General features: G+C 68.2%; 13 protein-coding genes. 3 read left to right on the top strand and 10 right to left on the bottom strand.

All coding sequences use genetic code 11. The features are described 5' to 3' along the window. The first annotated feature begins 4 nt into the window (after window positions 1-4). Complete coding sequence (locus tag AB4Y34_RS16680) at window positions 5-955, top strand: LysR substrate-binding domain-containing protein (RefSeq protein ID WP_368716653.1); 951 nt, start codon at window positions 5-7, stop codon at window positions 953-955. A gap of 37 nt (window positions 956-992) precedes the next feature. Here the strand turns inward: AB4Y34_RS16680 and AB4Y34_RS16675 are convergent, their stop codons facing one another. Beyond that, window positions 993-1,886, bottom strand: coding sequence for a LysR family transcriptional regulator ArgP (locus AB4Y34_RS16675; RefSeq protein ID WP_176378071.1), 894 nt, complete (start codon window positions 1,884-1,886; stop codon window positions 993-995). A 116-nt stretch (window positions 1,887-2,002) separates the two neighbouring features. Here AB4Y34_RS16675 and AB4Y34_RS16670 point away from each other — a divergent pair, with 116 nt between their 5' ends. Beyond that, window positions 2,003-2,632, top strand: coding sequence for a LysE/ArgO family amino acid transporter (locus tag AB4Y34_RS16670; protein WP_368716652.1), 630 nt, complete (start codon window positions 2,003-2,005; stop codon window positions 2,630-2,632). A 16-nt stretch (window positions 2,633-2,648) separates the two neighbouring features. Here the strand turns inward: AB4Y34_RS16670 and AB4Y34_RS16665 are convergent, their stop codons facing one another. The 9 genes from AB4Y34_RS16665 to bcsB all read right to left on the bottom strand — a co-directional run bounded on the left by AB4Y34_RS16665 (window position 2,649) and on the right by bcsB (window position 17,722). Further along, window positions 2,649-2,912, bottom strand: a complete 264-nt coding sequence (locus tag AB4Y34_RS16665; protein ID WP_368716651.1) for a hypothetical protein — start codon at window positions 2,910-2,912, stop codon at window positions 2,649-2,651. Then, window positions 2,894-4,465: a cellulose biosynthesis protein BcsG gene (gene bcsG / locus AB4Y34_RS16660; RefSeq protein ID WP_368716650.1), complete on the bottom strand. Its 1,572-nt coding sequence runs from the start codon at window positions 4,463-4,465 to the stop codon at window positions 2,894-2,896. The genes AB4Y34_RS16665 and bcsG overlap by 19 nt, the downstream gene beginning before the upstream one ends. Window positions 4,466-4,515: 50 nt before the next feature. Continuing rightward, entirely contained in the window at window positions 4,516-7,047 is a 2,532-nt protein-coding gene (bcsA, locus tag AB4Y34_RS16655) for a UDP-forming cellulose synthase catalytic subunit (protein ID WP_368716649.1), read from the bottom strand. Further along, entirely contained in the window at window positions 7,044-7,829 is a 786-nt protein-coding gene (gene bcsQ, locus AB4Y34_RS16650; protein WP_368716648.1) for a cellulose biosynthesis protein BcsQ, read from the bottom strand. The genes bcsA and bcsQ overlap by 4 nt, the downstream gene beginning before the upstream one ends. Beyond that, a complete protein-coding gene (locus AB4Y34_RS16645; protein WP_176378077.1) occupies window positions 7,826-8,038 on the bottom strand; it encodes a hypothetical protein in 213 nt (70 codons plus the stop codon). Before AB4Y34_RS16645 ends, bcsQ begins: the two co-directional genes overlap by 4 nt. Continuing rightward, complete coding sequence (bcsE, locus tag AB4Y34_RS16640; RefSeq protein WP_368716647.1) at window positions 8,035-9,987, bottom strand: cellulose biosynthesis protein BcsE; 1,953 nt, start codon at window positions 9,985-9,987, stop codon at window positions 8,035-8,037. Before bcsE ends, AB4Y34_RS16645 begins: the two co-directional genes overlap by 4 nt. 77 nt (window positions 9,988-10,064) lie before the next feature. Next, the gene (locus tag AB4Y34_RS16635; protein WP_368716646.1) at window positions 10,065-14,027 is read right to left on the bottom strand and encodes a cellulose synthase subunit BcsC-related outer membrane protein; all 3,963 of its coding nucleotides are present in this window, start codon (window positions 14,025-14,027) and stop codon (window positions 10,065-10,067) included. Next, window positions 14,006-15,301 carry a cellulose synthase complex periplasmic endoglucanase BcsZ gene (gene bcsZ, locus AB4Y34_RS16630; protein ID WP_368716645.1) on the bottom strand — a complete coding sequence of 432 codons (1,296 nt, stop codon included), beginning with the start codon at window positions 15,299-15,301 and terminating at the stop codon, window positions 14,006-14,008. Before bcsZ ends, AB4Y34_RS16635 begins: the two co-directional genes overlap by 22 nt. 3 nt (window positions 15,302-15,304) lie before the next feature. Next, on the bottom strand, window positions 15,305-17,722 hold the full coding sequence (bcsB, locus tag AB4Y34_RS16625; protein WP_368716644.1) for a cellulose biosynthesis cyclic di-GMP-binding regulatory protein BcsB: 2,418 nt from the start codon (window positions 17,720-17,722) through the stop codon (window positions 15,305-15,307). Between the two features lie 395 nt (window positions 17,723-18,117). Between bcsB and AB4Y34_RS16620 the strand changes: the two genes are divergently transcribed. Then, a complete protein-coding gene (locus AB4Y34_RS16620) occupies window positions 18,118-18,543 on the top strand; it encodes a diacylglycerol kinase (protein WP_255215202.1) in 426 nt (141 codons plus the stop codon). Window positions 18,544-18,736 lie beyond the last annotated feature (193 nt).

Here is an 18,736-nt window from a genome sequence, read left to right as displayed (position 1 = left end):
TCGCATGAAACTGCATCAGCTCAATACCTTGGCCGCGATCGCGGATACCGGAAGTATCCGGGCTGCCGCCCGCTCGCTGGGGCTGTCGCCAGCCGCCGTGACCAAGGCGATGCGCGAGCTCGAAGCCGATCTGCACGCGCCGCTGATCGTGCGCAGCGCGAGCGGCGTCGCGTTCACCGAGTTCGGCCGCGCGCTCGTCGTGCATGCGCGGCTCGTGCTCGGCCAGTTGCAGCGCGCGCAAGCCGAGATCGACGCATTGCGCGGAGCCGCGGCCGGCAAGCTGTCGATCGGCGTCACGCCGTGGGTCGCGCTGACCTTGCTGCCGCCCGCCGTGCGGCGTTTTCGCGAACGGATGCCGGACGTGCAGCTGGAATTTTTCGAAGGCCTGCTCGCGGTCGTGCAGCCGCGTCTGCGCGACGGCAGCCTCGATTTTTCGATCGGTCGGCCGCCGCCTGCGTCGCCGCAGTCGGAGTTTCAGAACGCGCCGCTCTTTTCGACGCACGCGGCGGTGGTCGCGCGGCGCGACCATCCGAAGGCCGGATGCCGCACGCTGCTCGACCTTCAAAACGAGGAATGGATCCTCAACTGGGACCCGGCGAGCCGCGAGTCGATGTCGAACAATCTGTTCGTCAAGCGCGGCATGCGGGTGCCACAAACGATCGTGCTAGCGCATTCGCTCGCGATCGTGCTGGGACTGCTCGCGCACACGGACATGGTCAGCATCTTTCCGTGGCCGCTCGTCGAGGCGATACGCGCGAAGGAAAACCTGTGGGCGCTGCCGCTGCGCGAAACGCTCGACGAAACCATCATCAGCATCACGTCGCGGCGCGGTGCGCCGACGAGCCCGGCGGCCGCCTGCTTTCTCGACTGCCTGCGCGAGACGATCGACGAAGGCGCGCGCTCGCGGAACCCCGAACAGCGCCGGCTGTTTCATTCGATCGAACTGATGCTGTAGCGCTCGGAGCGTTCCTGCATGCGTCTTCGCTGTGTCGTCAATCGAGAAACTCGCCGGCCCGCTTCCTGAGCATCGCGCTGAAATCGTCGAGCCAGCCGATCGACAGCCGCCAGCTCTGCCAGTACAGATCGACGTCGATATGCTTGCCCGGCGCGACCTCGACAAGTTCGCCGCGCTGCAGATGCCCGGCGACCATCCGCTCCGGGCACATGCCCCAGCCGAGGCTCATCACGCACGCGCGCATAAAGCCGGCGACGTGCGGAATCCAGTGCAGCGGCGGATCGATCTCCGCGCGTGTGATGCGCCGCATGAAGCGCTTTTGCAGCTGATCCTTGGGGTTGAAGTCGACGCACGGCGCGCGCCGCAGGCTGTCGCGCGTGACGCCGTCGGCGAAATAGCGCGCGAAAAACGCCGGTGAGCACACCGCGAGGTATCGCATGCGGCCGAGGCGCGTCGAGCGGCAGCCCTGCACCGGTTCGGCCTGCGTCGTGATCGCGCCCTGCACGCTGCCGTCGCGGATGCGCTGCGCGGTGTAGTCCTGGTCGTCGATCACGAGGTCGAGCAGCATCTCGCGTTCGACGCAGAACGGCGCGACCGCGTCGATGAACCAGGTGCCGACGCTGTCGTCATTGACGGCGACGCGCAGCGCCGGCCACTGCTCGACGAGCGCGCCGGGCAGTGTCGGCAGGCGGCCGTTCAGCTCCGCTTCGAGCAATTGCACGCGCTCGGTGTGGCGGCACAGCAGCGCGCCCGAGGTGGTGGCGACGCACGGCTGACCGCGCTTCACCAGCACGCTGCCGACGCGCTCTTCGAGCAGCTTGACTCGCTGCGACACCGCGGACGCAGTGATATTCAGCTCGCTTGCAGCACGGTCGAACGAGCCGTGGCGGACCACGGCGGCCAGCGCATTGAGCAAGGCGTAGTCGAGCATTAGCGTTCCTTAATCGGCATTAAGTAAATTAGGTTCTCTTATGTGACGCAATCACGCAGACTAGCGCGGCTGGAATATCCCGTCTATCCCTACCGCTTCCATTTTTCGGACCATTTATGAACTGGCTGTCTTTCTCCCACGGCGCGGCGCTGTGCGCATCACTGATCGTGACGATCGGCGCGCAGAATGCGTTCGTCCTGCGGCAGGGCATCATGCGCTCGCACGTCGGCAAGATCGTGCTGTTGTGCACGTTGTCGGATTTCATTCTGATCGGCGCAGGCGTCGGCGGCGCCGCGGTGCTGATGGAGCGCTACCCGCGCTTCGTGCACGCGATGCTCTACGTCGGGCTCGCGTATCTGGCCTGGTTCGGCATCAGCGCGCTGCGCCGCGCGGTACGGCCGGGACACGCGGTGCTCGACGGTTCGAGCGGCGCATCCGCCGATCAAGTCCCGCGCACGCAACGCGCGCTGCCGATCATCCTGATGACGCTCGCGTTCACGTGGCTCAATCCGCACGTCTATCTGGACACGTTCCTGTTGATCGGCACGGCCGGCGCGCGCGAACCGCAAGGCGCGCGGGTCGCCTTCGCGCTCGGCGCGATGACGGTCAGCGCGGTGTGGTTCGTCGCGCTCGGCTATGGCGCGCGCATGCTGGCGCCGCTGTTTCGCCGCGCGACTGCGTGGCGTGTGCTGGATGGCGCGATCGGCAGCATGGTGTTGCTGCTGGCGGTTACGCAGTTGCGTTGAGCGTTCGACGCGGGCCTTATTCCACGCCCGATTCTTGCCGCGCATCTTGCGCGGCCCGCACTTCGGCTTCGTCGCGCGGCACGAGGTTCATCAGCCGCGCGAGCACCGGCCACTTCAGCAGCGACTGCTCGTAAGCCTCCTTCGCCTGAGCATCGAAATAGCGGCCCGCCTCGACCTCGGGCAGACGCAGTGCGAGGCCGCTGATATCGTCGACGGGCCAGCCGCCGCCCGCGGCGTTTTTCGACGTATTGCGCGCGTTCGTCATTTGCCGTCTACCCACACGCCGTCCGGCGTCTTCACCACATAGCCGGACGCGGTCTTCATCGTCACCGTCCCCTCGTTTTCGCCGACCATCTGCGTTTGCGGCAGATTCGTCGCGTACTGCGACAGGCTCACACCCGGCTTGAACGGGCTGTTCGACACGAGATTCGACAGCAGCTGCGCGAGCGCGAGGAAGCTCGACGGATCGTCGATCACCGTGGTCGGCCCATGATTGCCCTGGAAGCCGACCACGCGCACGCCGACCGGCCCGTGCACGATGCGCGGCGTCGGAATCTCTCGCAGGCCCGCGACCTGGTTCGTGTCGCCGCGTAGCGCTGCGCCGTGCTCGGGCACGAACACGATCACCGCGCGCCGCCCGGACGATGCGATCAGATCGGCAAAGCGGTCGAAGTCGCTCATCAGCTTGTTCACGCGCAGCGGATACGAATCGATACTCGTCAGGCTGCTATTCGGCAGCCGGTTGCCGTCGTGCAGGCTGATCGTGTTGTAGTACAGCGCGACCGGCCCCGCGATGCTCGCGCGCTGTGCGTACCACGCGGCGAACGTCTCGTAGTCATCGCGGATCGGCGAGCCGTCGAACGCATGCATCGCGACCGGCACGCTCGTGTTCGGAATCAGCGGCACGTTCGGCACGCCGGCGTTGTCGTGGATCAGTTCCAGGAAGTTGTCGAAGTGGCCGTCGTGATTCAGCATCGTCTGCGGCGTGTAGCCGGCCTGCGCGAGATCGGCGAGCAGATAGCACTGCTGCGGCGCGTTCTTGTACAGGTCCGCGTGCGCCTGCTGGCCGCAGCTTGCGCGCAGCACGCGAATCGCGGCCGGCCCGCTATAGCTCGCCGCGGTGCTGAAGTTCGTGAACAGATAGTCGAAGCGGGACAGCAGCGGATGATTGCGCGCCTTCGCGACATCGAGGTCGTCCCACGACAGCGAGCAGATGTGCAGCACGATCACGTCGAACTGCGCGTTCGGATCGGCGGCCAGATGCCCGAAGCTGACCTGCCGTTGCGACTCCTGCGTGCGGAACGCGGCGAGCGCAGCGTTATGGTCGAGCGGCTGCGCGGCGAGCGGGTTGTTCGCTCCATTCGGGCCGGCATTCGCCGCTGCGTTCGCCGACGCTCCACGCAGTTGCGCGAGCACCGCCCCGCCCTCGTGCCACAGCGGAATCGCGACCAGCGCGATCAGCACGAAGGTCGCGACGCGCACCCAGCGATTCACGATCAGATAGCCGACGAGCGCGCCGAGCGCGCCGAGCAGCAGCATCGGCGGCAGGAAGCGCTGCGCCAGTTCGAGCCAGTAGCCGTAGCTGAACGTGGTCAGATTGCCGAACTCCTCGGTCAGACGCGAGAACGGCGGCACGTTCGCCTCGTGGTACATCAGCGGCACGCCGAGCGCGAGACCGACCAGGTTGCGCACGGTGCGCAGCGCGCGCCGGCGCAGCGTCGAAGTCACGACGAGCGCGAGCGCGAAGCCGAGATTCGCGAGCCACAGCGGCTGCAGATGGCCGCCCGCGAACAGGTACAGCTTGAGGATGAAGTACAGGTTCCACAAAGTCATCGACAGGTTCTCTCTTTGGCCTGCGCGCGACACGATGCGCGCAGGCTGCATCAATAGCGGGTGCGGTCGAGCGCGAGCAGTGTCTCGCAGGCACGCGCGAGCCCGCCCCACAGTCGCGAATAGCCTTCGACGCCCATCGCGAGCACTTCCTTCAAACCAAGCAGCGGCGCGTCCTCGCTCGTTTGCTCATGCCAGTCGAGCCACGCGTCGGCGCGGCCGAACGTGCATTGCACGAGCTGCCGTTGCTGTTCGAGCGTGAGGCCGTCGAAGCGCACGCCGAGGTGCCGGCCGACGCAGCGGCTCACGTACACCGGAAAATGGAACTGGCGATCGCCGCGGCTCAGGCACACGCCGAGACTGTCGCCCGGCGCCAGATTCAAACCCGGCTCGACATCGAGACCGAGGCCGCCGGTCGAATAGTCGCTGGTCGTGCAGGCGAGCGTCGAGCCGTCCGCGAGCAGTAGCGTCGCCGCCGCGCGCATCGCGATGCGATGCGTGACGCGCACCTGCTTCGCCTCACGCGCAACGCTCGAGGCCGCGCCGAGCATCACGAGGTTGTAGAGGGTCCAGAACACGTTCATCAGGATCGTCGCCGTTTCGCCGCTCTGCCCGAACATCAGCCGGTACACGCCGGCCGCGAGCGCGCCGCTGTTCAGTGCGAGCAGCACCAGATACGGCTTCGACGTCGACCAGTCGAAGTAGCCCTCGCCGATGCGCCCGCCCTTGTCGGTCACGTTGAACTTGCCGTGCTTCGGGCTGAAGAACGCGATCGTGGTCGGCAGCACGATGTACCACGCGAGCACCGACTCGTAGACGTCGGCCCAGAACGAGTGACGGTACTTGCCCTGCATGCGCGAGTTCGCGAGGTTCGCGAGCACGATGTACGGCAGCACGAATCCGGCGATCGTCGTCGCCGATGCGTTGATGAAGTACATCTGGAAGAACAGGTACGCCATCGGCATCGTCAGGAACACGAGCCGCGGCACGCCGTAGAAGAAATGCAGCATCGCGTTGCCATAGCATAGCCGCTGGAAAAAGCCCAGCCCGCGGCCGATGAACGGATTGTCGATGCGAAAGATCTGCGCCATGCCGCGCGCCCAGCGGGTGCGCTGCTGGATATGGCTCGCGAGGCTCTCGGTCGCGAGACCTGCGGCCTGCACGGTCGGCAGATAGGCGGTCGTGTAGCCGCGCCGATGCAGCTTCAGCGCGGTGTGCGCGTCTTCGGTGACGGTCTCCACCGCGATGCCGCCCACTTCTTCGAGCGCATCGCGTTTGAGGATCGCGCACGAGCCGCAAAAGAACGATGCGTTCCACAGATCGTTGCCCGACTGCACGAGCCCGTAGAACAGATTGCCCTCGTTCGGCACGCGGCGGAACGTGCCGAGGTTGCGCTCGAACGGGTCCGGCGAAAAGAAGTGATGCGGCGTCTGCACCATCGCGCAGCGCGCGTCGCGCAGGAACGTGCCCATCGTCGTTTGCAGGAACGAGCGCGTCGGCACGTGATCGCAATCGAAGATCGCGACGTACTCGCCCTGCGTGCGGGCGAGCGCGCTATTGATGTTGCCGGCTTTCGCATGACGGTTGTCGTCGCGCGTCAGATAGTCGATGCCGCAGGCCTGCGCGAAGGCTCTGAATTCCTCGCGGCGGCCATCGTCGAGCAGATAGACGCGCAGCTTGTCGGCGGGCCAGTCGATGCCTTGCGCGGCGAACACGGTGGGCCGCACGACGGCCAGGGGCTCGTTATAAGTCGGGATGTAGATGTCGACGCTCGGCCAGCTCGATGTGTCGGTGGGCAGCGTCGCGACCGCGCGCTTCAGCGGCCACGCGGTCTGCACGAAACCGAGCAGCAGAATCACCCATGTATACGCTTCCGCGCCGAACAGCAGATAACCGAGAATCGCCTCCCCTGGCGTCTGGAACGACAGCGTCTGGGTGACGCGCCACCACACGTAGCGCACCATCGCGAGCATCGCGAGCGTCGTCAGGATCAGCACCGGCATGCGCCCCGGAAAGCGTCGCACGATCAGCGCGATGAATACGAGCACGGCGAAGAACTCGAACTGACCGTCGGACTGCAGCGGCGACGTGCCGATCACCGCCCACAAACCGATACCCGCGACAACCATCAACGGCAGCAGCCAGCGAACATGGCCGACGCGCTGCGTCGCGTCTTCGAGCCGCGTGCCCCAGCGCTGCCACGGCAAGCTCGCCAGCAGCGCGTCGACGCGCTCGCGCCCGCGCCGCCCGAGCAGCCAGAGCGGCACCAGCCAACGGTCGATCCAGGCGGCCAGCGCCCGCATTGTCGCCGCCGCGCTTCGTGACGACGAACGCGGCGCGCGCACGAACGCGCGCCACAGCCATGCGCGCAGTCGATGCGGTTCGAGCACGCCCCATTGCAGCGCGAAATGCAGCACGGCCGCGCGCATCCAGCGGCGCGCGTAATCGGGCTTGCCCGGCGCGGGCGGCTGGAAGAACAGCCGCACGAACCAGTCGAGCGGCGTGCGCGTGGCGGGCACGCCAAGGCCGCGCGCGACCCAGTCGAGCGCTCGCGTACGCACCGAACGCGTTTCCCGTTCGCTCATGACCCGCCGTCCCGCCAATCGAGCGGCGCCGTGGCCTCGGTAAGCCACGCGTCGAGCCAATTCGCGAGCCCCTGCAGATCGTGCGACGCCTGCGAATGCGGGGCGGCGTCGAACAGCCACGTGCCGCGCGCGAACGACTCGGGCAACGCGACATCGAGATGCACGCGCTGCGCGAGCGGCAGCTTGTCGCCGAGCGCCGCGCCGAGCATCGCCAGCACGTCGCGCTGCATGTCGCGCGCGGGGTTCAGCCGGTTCACGATGATGCGCAGTTGCGCGCACGCATCGCGCAGCGCCGCGAGCCGCGCGACCAGCGTCGCGCAGGCGGCCGGTTCGGGCGGGGTCACGCACAGCGCGAGGTCGGCGCAACGCAGCGCGTGCTCGGCCTGCTGCGACGGATAGCGCGTGGTGTCGATCAGCACGACGCCATCGCGCGGCAGATCGAGCTCGGCGAGCGCGTCGGCGAGCCAGCGCGGCTCGGCGGCGAGGCGTGCGTCGCACTGCGTGCTTTGCGCGGTGGACACCGCGCCGTACGGCACGAACAGCACGCCGTCCGCGTTGCGCCACGTGTGGGCATGCCATGCGGTGTGCGCATCGAGCAGCGCCTGCGACAGACCGGCCGCCGCGAGACCGTCGATGCCTAGCTGCGCGCCGAGCATGTTCTGCGGATCGAAGTCGAGCGCGACGACCTGGCGGCCGCGGCGCGCGAGTAATACCGCGAGCACGGCGGTCAAGGTGGTGCGGCCGGTGCCGCCCGCGGTCGAGACGACGGCGATCGTTTTCATCGCGCCACCTCGTCTTGGGTCGTGTCGAGCGCGGGCAGCAGACGCGCGCGCAGCGCGACCGGCTCGATCTCGCACGGCACCGCGTCGCGCGGATCGAAGCCGCGCATGGCCGCAAGAGCGCGCCGCGCGCCGACGCGCTGCCAGACGATCCACACCGGCAGCGCGACGACCATGCCGGCCACGAAACACATCAGAACCACTTCGATCATTCGATGCTCCTCGCGCGCACCGGCATTGCGCTGGGTTCGGCGCGACGACGCGGTGGCATGGGGTGGGGTCGGCGGCGCTCAGTAGCGAGCGGTTTCGCTTCGGCTGATCCGGCAGGCCGGGTTGGCGCAGACGTTGGCGCGGCATCGACTTCGAGCTCGGCACGCGCATGAACCAACGCCACTTCCACTTGCGCGAGTTGCACGGCGGCCACGTGCGCGGCTTCGTGCGGCGCTGCGGCGAGCGGTGAGCTCAAAGGCGCGCGATCACGTATCGACGCCGCGAACATATCGCTGTAATCGGCGATCCGGTTGCGCCGGTTGGCCGCGTCCAGCGCGTCGAGTTCGGCGCCGATGCTCTGCTCCGCCAGGTGCACGAGCGAATCGGCGAGCTGTTCGACCGGCACATCGATGATCCGCGCCAGCGCGGCGTCCGCATCGGCGAGCCGGCAGGCGAACAGAAACACATACAGATGCGACGCGTCGACGGTCAGCACGTCGCCCGCGCGGCGCGGCACACAGTGCTTCAGCGCATCGACGTGCGCGCATTGCGGCAGCAGCGTCAGCTTCACGAGCACATGCGGCAGTTGCAGCACGCCGCTGCGTGCGAGCACGAGGCGCACGCGCTCGCAGAACGCGCCGGCCGGCAGATAGCCGCGCACGTCGTCGCTCAACGCGGCGCTCAATGCGCTGCGGTAGTCGGCGGCGACCGGCCGCGTATGGAGCTGCCCCTGCAGCGACTGCAGCAGCGACTGCATGCGCGAGAACGGCAGGTCGCGGCCGAGCACGAGGTTCGCGCCGAGCGTCAGCACGAGCAGCTCGTATTGATGGCGCAGCACTTCGCCCCGCTCGACGACGACGATCTTCAGCGCGCGCCCGGCCTGGCGGCGCAGCGCATGAACCGTCGCGCACAACGCGTCGAGCTGCGCGCCGCCCGCGTAATCGAGCACCACGGTCGCGGCCTGAGCATGGGCGCACGCGCTCAGCACCGCGGCCTGATCGGCGCACACTTCCCAATGCGGCGGCAGCCACGCCTCGTGACCTCGCACCACCGCGCGGCTCACGACGACCCGCTGCTCGTCGCGCGCGAGCAGGCGTTCGCCGCGCGCGACGCTGCTGGCCAGAGCATCGGGCGCGACGCTGAGGTGGCCGCTGTCGGTAAAGCGCAGGGAGCGGACTTCGCCCGTCACCAGCGTGCGATCCGCGCGCCAGAAGTCGGCATGCCACAGCAGCTCGCCGTGCGTGCGCTCCATCCGTGCGACGCCCGCGCATGCCGCATGGAACGCGTTGCGGCGTGATGCATCGATGACGCGGTCCGGCGCGCCGCGTGTATCGAGTGAATCGTCTTCGCCATTTCCATCGACGCCGAGCAACAGCACCAGCGTGATACGCCGTGCCGCGCACCAGTTCGCGAGCATGCGGCCTTCGTGCGCGAGCGCGGCGGCGTCGTGCCAGTTGAACCAGCGTTCGGCGCCTTCGATGAAATACAGCGAGCCTGCACGAAAACCGAAGCGCTTCAGCGCGCGCAGACCGCCGAACAGTTTGCCGTGCGTCGCGGCGCTGTCGGCTTGCTGCTCCGACTCTTGCGCACCATCGACGGCCGGCATCGCCAGCACGTTCAGATTGCGCGGCCAGCCCGCGGCCGGCGCGTTGGCGCTAAAGCCCAGCTCGCGCAAACGCTGGGCAACGGCCGCGCGTTCACGCGCGAGCACCACCGTCACGTCGCGGGTGAGCGCGGTGCGCGCGCTTTCCCAGATCAGCGTGTCGACGCCCGGCGTATCGACGCCCGGCGTGTCGCCCCCCGGCGTGCGCGGCGCCGCATAGATCGCATACAGCTTGCCCGCTTCGAGCGCGGCCCATTCGCCCGGCAAGGCCTCGATCGCGAGACGGCCGACCTGCCGTGCGCGACGCTGCGCACCGGTGCCGCCGAACATGCGCAGCCAGCGTCGCATGAAAGTGCGCCCAGGAGTTTGGGTTGGATTCGAAACGGTGTTCACGTCTGCTGTTCCAGGTCTCGTTGCATCGCCGTTCAATAGCTCGAATAAAGCCGTACCGGCTGCGGCGACAGACGGTTGTCCTGCCTGCGCGCATCGAACGTGTAGCGCAGATAGACGAGCGCGGCGCTCGGTGCGTAGTCGTGCGAGCGATCGATGCTCAACTGCGCGCCCAACACCAGATGCGGATCGGCGCGATACTCGACGACGCCCGCGAGCCCATACGAAAACGCGACACCGCGTGTCGAGCTGCCCGCATTGACGAGACTGTCGAGCCCCGGCGCCGCGCCGAGGCCGGCTGGCAGACCGTTCGGGTAGTACGGCGAATCCCGCTCGTACGAATTCGACACGCCGACGGTCGCGCTCAGATCCCACTTCAGCGCGCCATGCCGCCCCAGCCATTCGAGCGGCAAGCCGAGCGACAGATAGCGCTGCGGACTGTAGTAGCCGCCCTGCCCGAACGAATAGAAGCGCAGGTTGTTCGTGTAGTGCCATGCGTTGCCGACGAGGCCGGTGCTCACCAGAGAATTCGCGCGCCGGTAGACCGGCATCGTGAAGCCGGTGCGCAGCGTGAATTCCTGATTGCTCGCGACGTTGCGCCCGGTCAGCTCACCCGCGCCGAGATCGGCGAACAGGTTCGCCGCACCGAGATCGATCGACGAATGCAGGTCGATGCCATCGCGGCGCACACCGCCCCACACCGTGCCGGTCACCGGATCGTGCATGCCGGCATACGACAGTTGGCTACCGGTTTCCGGACGGCGCGAGCCGCTGACCGAAAAGCTCGCCGGTCCCGCGTCGAAGCGGTAGCGCACCCCGCCGACGAGGTAAGACACGGGGAATCCGAGCGGCGTCGTGCCGAAGTCGAAGCGCCACGCGTCGGACGTGTAGCCCGCGCCGAGCGCGACCCCGGTGGCCGACTGATGCAGATACGGCAAGCCCGCGGCCAGCGTGGCGAGTTGCTGCGGCGACAGGCCGAGCGACGTGCCGAGCTTGTCGGCCGCGCCGAAGCTGCCGAACGTATCGCGCGTGAACGCGTTGGCGTCGCTGACATCCAGCGTGCCCGCATCGAGATGCACGGTATCGATGTGCGCGAAGAAATGGCCGTCATAGCGATACGGGATCTGCACGTACACCGGCACCTGCCACGCGCGCAGCTGCGAGATGCCCGCGTCGCCGGACTTATACGCGGGCAGCCAGCCGGTCTCGATCGACGGATTGCGGCGCTGTTCGAGATCGTCGAGCGCGGCTCGCGCGGGCGTGCCATCGGGTCCCGCGCGCACACCCGCCAAGCGTTCCTGCGCGAGCGACAAACGGTACAGCGAAGCGGCATCCTCGTACTGTCCGAGGTCTTCGGCGATGCGGCCGCTTTGCACCGTCACGTCGGGCCGCGTCGGATATGCGACGCGCAGTGCCGTCGTGATCTGCTGCGCGTCGCGCGCCTGGTTCAACGCGGCGAGCCGGCGCGCGGCCGAGAGCCGGGTGTCGACGTCGTCGGGCGCGGCGCCGTCGAGCACCTCGTGCACGACGCGCAGCGCGGCGCCGCGCTGACCGCTTTGCTCCAGCACACGGGCCAGCGCGAGCTGCACTTCCGCATCGTTGGGCTGTGCGGCGAGCAGTGGCGCCAAGGTCGCCCGCGCGGCCGCATAGTGGCCCTGCACGCGCTGCAGATCGGCGAGTTCGAGCGTGTAGCGTTTGTCGCGCCGACTGGCGGCGCTCACCGCCGCCAGTCGCTGCTCGGCCGCTTCGTAATCCCCATGATCGATCGCTTCGTCGGTTTGCCGTAAGGCCGCACGCAGCGCCTGATCCTCGAGGCGCGCGTGTTGCGCAGCGCCCAGCTTCAGCCGCGGATCGTCACGCAACTGCTGAAGCCATGCGGACAGCTCCGCGTCGCGTCGCGCGCTGCCGAGCAGATCGCCGTAACGCAGCCGCACGTCCGCGTCGGCCTCGCCCGGATGCGCGCCGATCCAGTCGCGCAGCAATGCGAGGCCGCGCCCGGCGTCGCCCACGTCGATCCACTGCGCGCCGACCGACGCGAGCAGATTCGGATCGTCGCCGGCCAAAGCGCGTGCGTCGTCGAGCAGGCGGAGCGCGCTCGCGCGATCGTCGCGGGCGAATGCGGCGCGCGCGTCGGCAAGCTTTCGTTGCGTTTGCAGATTGCGATCGAGCGCCCGCATACCCTCGGTGCGCTCCTGCTCCGGGATCAGCGCGAGCGCTTCTTGCGCGCCGATCAGGTCATCGAGCGAATCGCGGTAAAGCGCGCTCGCATAGCGCATCTCGGCCGATGGCGCGAGCGCGAGCCCCTCGTCCATCACATTGCGGCCGAGTTGCGGCAGGCCGAGATCGCGGTACAGACGCGCGAGCGCGAAACGGGTCCACGCTGCGTCGGGCTCGCTGCGCAAGGCGGCTTCATAGCGTTGCGCGGCGGGACCGCGCTCGCCGTCGGCGAGCAACCGGTCCGCCTGTTTGGCAAGCAGATCGGCGCGCAGACGAGCGAGGCTCTGGCGATCGTCGGCAGCGGTGAAGCGGCTTTGCAACGCGTCGATCAACGGCTCGACCTGCGCCGCGCGGCCGGTGTTTTCGAACAGCGTCTGGGTGCTGCGCAGCGCTGCCACGCTCGGCGCATGCCCGCTCAGCATGTCGCGCAGCAGCGGCTCGGCCGCGCGCCAGTCGTGCTGCGCGAGCAGCGCGTCGGCGAGCATCAGCTTCGCGTCCGCGTTGTCCGGCTCCATCGCGAGCGCCGCGCGCGCCGCCCGCTCCGCCTCCTGCGCGTGGCCCGCCGCGGCAGCCGCGCGGCCTTGCGCGAGCGTGCCCCAGAATTGCGCGGTGCGCGCGAGGCTTTGCCATTTCGCGCGATTGTCGGGCGCGAGCGCGGCCGCGCGCAGAAACAGCGTGCGCGCTTCGTCGTGCCGCCCGGCCCGCATGCGCGCGATGCCGAGACCGCCGACTGCGTCGGCATCCTCGGGACGCGCGCTCGCCGCGCGCGCGAGCAGCGGCTCGGCGGCCGCGACATCGTTGCGCTCGAGCGCCCGCAGACCGCGCTGCTGGGCGATGAAGTCAGGGTTGTGTTCGAGTTGCCGTTGCGCGTCGAGGCGCGCTTCGAGCGTCGCGACCCGCTCGCGGAATTCGGTGTCGTCCGGCACGAGTTGCAGATAGGCGCGCAACGCCGGCAGATACGCGAGGTCCACCCCCGCCGATTGCAGCACGTGACGCCACGTGTCGAGCGAGGCCGTGCGATCGGAATCGGGCCGCGTCGCCAGATTCCACGCGATGCGGTTGGCCTCCGCGCGCGTATCGCCGCGCGTGTTCAGCAGATTCGCGAGCACCAGCGCGGCATCGACGTCGGACGGATCGGCGGCGATCCGCCGATGCAGTGCGACCAGCGCCTGCTCGCGGCCCTCGGGCGTACCCGCGAGAATCTGGTAGTACTCGGCGCCGAGCGAGCCCGACGGCGCGCCGTGCGGAAACAGCAGTTGCAAGCGCCGCGCCGCTTCAGCGGACTGGCCGCTACGCGCGAGCAGACGCACGGTCGCGAATTCCTCGCGGCCGTTGGTGGCGACGCGGAATTCGTCGTCGAGCTGCTGGATCGGCGCGCTGTCTGGCGCTTTGGCGCGCAAGCGTGCGAGCGTCGCCTGCGCGGCTTGGGCTTTCCCGAGACGCAATTCGATGCGCACCTGTTCGGCAAGCAACACCGGATCGCCCGGCGCGGCTAGCAGTGCCTTGTCGATCGCCTGCAACGCAAGGTCGTCGCGATGTTTGGTCGACCACATGCGCGCGGTCGCGAGCAGACGTTGCGCGGCGGGGTTTTGCGGCGGCGCTATGGTCGGCTGAGCAGCGGCTGCCGCCAGCGCACCGATTGAAGCCGTGCGCGCGGCCGTCGTGCGCATCGCTTCGGCTTGCCTGGTGTTGCCATATGCGTGACCCGTGATCGCCGCGGCGCACGCGCACGCGAGCACGCCGAAGCGCGCCGCGCGCGTTACTGCGGCGCGGCGCGGCACGACGTGCTCCAGTGTGGATCGAGGGTGCCGTCGGCGGCGAAACGATAGCGGCCTTCGCGCCAGCCGAGCGCGAACAGGCTCAGCACGCTCGTGTAGTAACCGGCGGCCGTCTCGCGATCGAGCGCGGCGACGCGTGCGATCTGCGCATCGGCGAGCGCGCGCTGGCCGCGCGCATCGAGAAACGGCACGGCCGCCGCCGAAAAACCGGCGTTGCCCATGTTGATGCCGGCACGGCCATCGCTCGCGTCGACTTTCTCGGGCGGCGCGCCGTGCGCGGCGATGAAGTCCGCGAACGGCCCGAAGCGCGCGAGCAGCGTCGGCGCGAGCGGATCGCTCCGGTCGAGCATGCCCGCCCACAGGTACACGCGAATCGCGTTATAGGCGCTCTCGGCGTGGGTCTCGGCGTCGGGTGCGAAGCCGCGGTTCGCGCGGTACAGCGCCCAATCCGGCGAGAAGCCTTGCGGCGCGGTATCGATCAGGATGCGGCTCGTGCTCGCGAGCAAACGCGGCCAGCGCGGATCGTCGGGCAGTCGAGTGGCGAGGCCGCGCAGCACCTGCGGCGGCATGTAGCTCGGATTGACGCGCCACACGTCCGGGTCCGGATGAAAGCCGACCGGGCCCGGCAGCAAGGTCAAGCCGAGCCCCGGCGCGTTGGCCGTCTCCTCGTCGAGCACACGGCGGGCGAGCACCGCGCCGCGCGCCGTGTAGCTGCGCTCGCGCCAAGCGTCGCCCGCTTCGAGCAGCGCATAGGCGATCCACAGGTCGGCATCCGACGATGCATTCGCGTCGAGCACGGCCCAGTTGCCGTCGGACGAGCGGCCCCACAGCCATGCTGGCAGACGCGCGGTCAGATCGCCTTGCGCGAGATGCTGCTCGGTCCAGCGCAGGATCGTGTCGAAGGCCGCGCGGTCGTTCGCGACCAGCGCAAAAAACAGTGCGTACGATTGGCCCTCCGACACCGTGCGCTCGTCGGACGAACCGACGTCGATCACGCGGCCATCGGCGGAAAGGAAGTCGCGCTTGAATTGCTGCCAGCGCGGCCAGGGCGCTGCGGTGCATGCAGTGATGTCAGTGCCGCTGGGCTGCGGCGCTTGCGTGGCGAACGCGTTGTGGCTGCCCGCGAGCGTCAGCATCGTGGCCAGCACCGCTGCTGAAACGCTCGCCGTTGTTCGCACGAGCCTGCTCGCGAACCTCGCGTGCAGGTCCGCGCCACTTTCAACGCCCACCCCGTCGCGCGCTGCCCGCCACAGCGCCCCGCCCTTCGACTGACTCATCGATCAGACTCCCCGGCGGCGCGCGGCCAGTTCCTGCAACGCGGTGAACGCGCCGATCGCGAGCAGCAAGCCGGCGAGCGCGCCGAGCACGCCGAGCAGCACCGGATGCTGGATCGCTTTGCTCCACAGCCGCGCATACCAGGGGACGTAGCCGACCAGATAGGTGTCGCCGACGCGCATGCTGTCCACCTTGCCATCGCGCAGCAAAGCGACGTCACCCTGCAATTGCGCGACGCGGTCCGGCTTTTCGAGCATGTCGAGCAGTAGCGACAACTGTTGCTGATCGGTGGCGCTCAGCGCGACGACGCTGCGTCCGTGGCTGTCCGGCAATTCGAAGCCCATCAGCGCGGCCAGCGGTCCGTCGCGTTCGATCCGCGCGCCGCCGTCCGGCCGACGCGTGTCGCTGTGCGGGGCGCCGTCGCGCCGGGCGGCGCTGTGCCACTGCTCGTCGACCGCGAACGAGGCGCGCGCGAGCGGGCTCGACGCGGCGGCGCCCGACGCAGCGGCGCCCGACGCGGCGGCGTCGTCCGCCTGGGCGCCGATCGTCAGCGGCAACGCATGCGGCCAGCGCGCGAGCCACGGCGCCGAGCCGTTGCCGCCCATCACGAGCAGATCCTTGCCGCTCAGCTGCGCGAGCTCGCGCGGCCGCGCGACCTGCACGCGCAGCGCCGGATAGCCGGTCCATTGCCCCATGTGGCCGAGCATCGTCAGCAGGCTTTCGAGCTCTTGCGGCGCTGGATGCTCGGGAATCACGACGGCCGTTTGCGACAGGTCCGCGTAACGCGTGAACGGAAAGCCGCTGTTCGCGAAGAACGCGAGGTTCGGCATCCGTGCGTAGTGAACGAAATCCGAGAAGTCGATCGTCGAGTCGGGATCCACCGCGGCCTGCACCGGGTTCGTCGCGACGCCCTGGCAGAGCCCGGTCTTCTGCGAATCGAGATTGAAGCGCAGCTGCAACTGGTTCGAGCTGCCGACGCGGAATGCCGGAATATCGAGCGCGCTCGTCGCACGGTTGGCGTTGTTCGACAGCACCGGCAATTGCAGGCGGCCTTGCGCGTCGTCGGCGGTCGCGAGCGCGAGCCGGTACGACTTGACCAGCTGATCGTTGATCTGCACCGCGAGCGCCGAGTTGTTCTGCACGGTCGGCGCCGTGTAGCGGTACTTCAGATTCAGCGGCACGCCCGCGCCGTTCCACGAGTACAAATCGGCGGGCACGCGCAGGTTCAAGCGGATCGCGTCGGGCGTGCTGCCGCGCACCTGCAGTTGCGACGGATCGTCGATCAGTTCCTTGAACGAGACCGGCCGGTCGACCGGCAGCCAGCGCGGCGCGTCATAGGGCTTCCTCGGCGCGCCGGTGGCGAGCTGCGTGATGCGCACCGCGGGACCCGCGAGCGCAGTCGTGCCGAGCACCAGCGTGGTGCTCGCTTCATCGACTTCGGCGGCGCTGCGGCCGGTCACGATCAGCAGCTTGCGGTTGGGCGCGACGGGATTGTCGGCGACGATCAGCATCGGACCGTTGATCGGCGGCAGCGTGAGGCCGGCCGGCAACTGCTCGCTGCGCGCGACGACGACCGCGTGGGAGTCGGTAGGCAACGTCGACAGCGCCGGAAAGCGCGCCTGCCGATAATCGGCCTGCGCACCGAACCACGAAGCGAGTACCCCCGCGCTGCGCAGCGTCGCGTTGTCGGCGGCGGCCGGCAGCACGAACGGCAGACGCAGCCGGTTCGCGTCGCGGTGATCGAAGAACGGCGCGGGCAGCAGCGCGAGATCGTCGGGCAAACGGATCGGCGCGGTATCGACGATGAACTCGCTCGACGGACTCACGTCGGCCCACAGCGCCGAGTTCTCGGGGTCTTCGCAATGCTCGAGCGTGTAATGCGCAATCAGGCGCAGACCGATCTGGTTGTAGTCGGTCAGAAAGCGCGGATCGAGCGGGATGTCCTGGGTGACGAGCTTGCCGGCGTGCTCGCGATCGAACGGCACGGTCGCGATCACTTCGTTGTTGACCGACACCTTCAGATACGACATCGCGAACACCAGCGATGGCGAATACGTGTAGCGCAAGCGCAGTCGCGCGGCCGTGACCACGCGATCGAGCCGCACGCCGAGATTGACGGTGCGCGCGTCTTCGACACCGCGCAGCGTCAGCGGCTGATACGCGCCCAGGGTCGCGAATGAAACGCGCGATGTGCTGGAGCCGGATGCGGGCGTCGGGATGCCGGCATCGTTGTCGAGGTAGTTGGCGCTGGGGCTGGCGCTGGGATTGGTCTTGGCGGCACTCGCGCTCGCGGCAGTGGGGGCGGCCGGCGCAATCGCCGCGGCGGCGACGACAGGCACCGATGGCGCGGCGCCCGACGCGACGGCATACAACGCGCCGACAACGGCGCTCAGCGAAACGCACAACGACACAACTGGTTTCATGAACAGCTCAGCTTGTTGGACCTGGACCGTGCGCGCGCGAGTGCGCCACTTACGGTGCGAATCCGGTCTGCCGCGCGAACGCGCGAAGTGGGAAAACGGACTGCCGGCACGCACAGGAGAAACACGTGGCGCACCATTCCTCGTATACGGAAAATCCGGCGAAACCTTGAGCGGAACGAGCAACGGGGATGACCAACATTTGAGATTTGAACGCAATCGGCAGCAGCCCTAACCGGTTATGCGTTCCTTTCATTTTTCCGAAGCCGGTCGGTCAGGCGAGAAGGTGCCACGTGCCTGCCGCTGTTGGGCGGCGCAAAGATATCACAATTTGCAACCTCATTGATATCTTGTAACATCGACGGTCATTTGTTGCACATCAAACGTCATCCCGAAACATGCCTGATCCGGCCGACTCCTCCGCTCACTCGACCATAGCGCCGCCCGCGAAGCGCAGCGGTCCGCTGCGCGGGCTGTTCGCGTTGCGGCATTCGTACGCCGGCATCGTGGCGACATTGCGCGCGGAAAGCGCGTTCCGTCAGGAAGCCGCGCTCGCGGCGATCCTCGTGCCAGCCGCGCTCCTGATGCCGGTCGACGCCATCGCGCGCGTGCTGCTGATTGGATCGGTGATGCTCGTGCTGCTGGTGGAGCTATTGAATTCGGCGATCGAGGCAGCCATCGACCGGATCTCGTTCGAGCGGCATGAATTGTCGAAGCGCGCGAAGGACTGCGGCAGCGCGGCCGTGACCATCGCGCTGCTGATGTGTGTGCTGACGTGGGGCGTGTTGTGCGGGCCGCTGGCGTATCACTGGCTGCGTGGATGACGCGTGGCGGGTTCTACGTAGTCCGCAGCATGGTTGCCACGTTGCGCGCCTGGCGAGAGGGAATGCAAACGTTAGCGTCGGCAGGACGGTAATTTCACGTGGCGCGAAATATTCGTCACGCAAACGTTGGCGTCAATGAAACGATGGCACATGTATTGCTGAATTCCGCTCGCCGGCATCTCACCCGTGAAGC

The sequence above is a fragment of the Paraburkholderia sp. BR10954 genome, from assembly GCF_040965775.1.
GTDB classification, from domain to species: Bacteria; Pseudomonadota; Gammaproteobacteria; order Burkholderiales; family Burkholderiaceae; genus Paraburkholderia; species Paraburkholderia youngii.
This window is presented reverse-complemented; position numbering and strand designations above follow the sequence as displayed.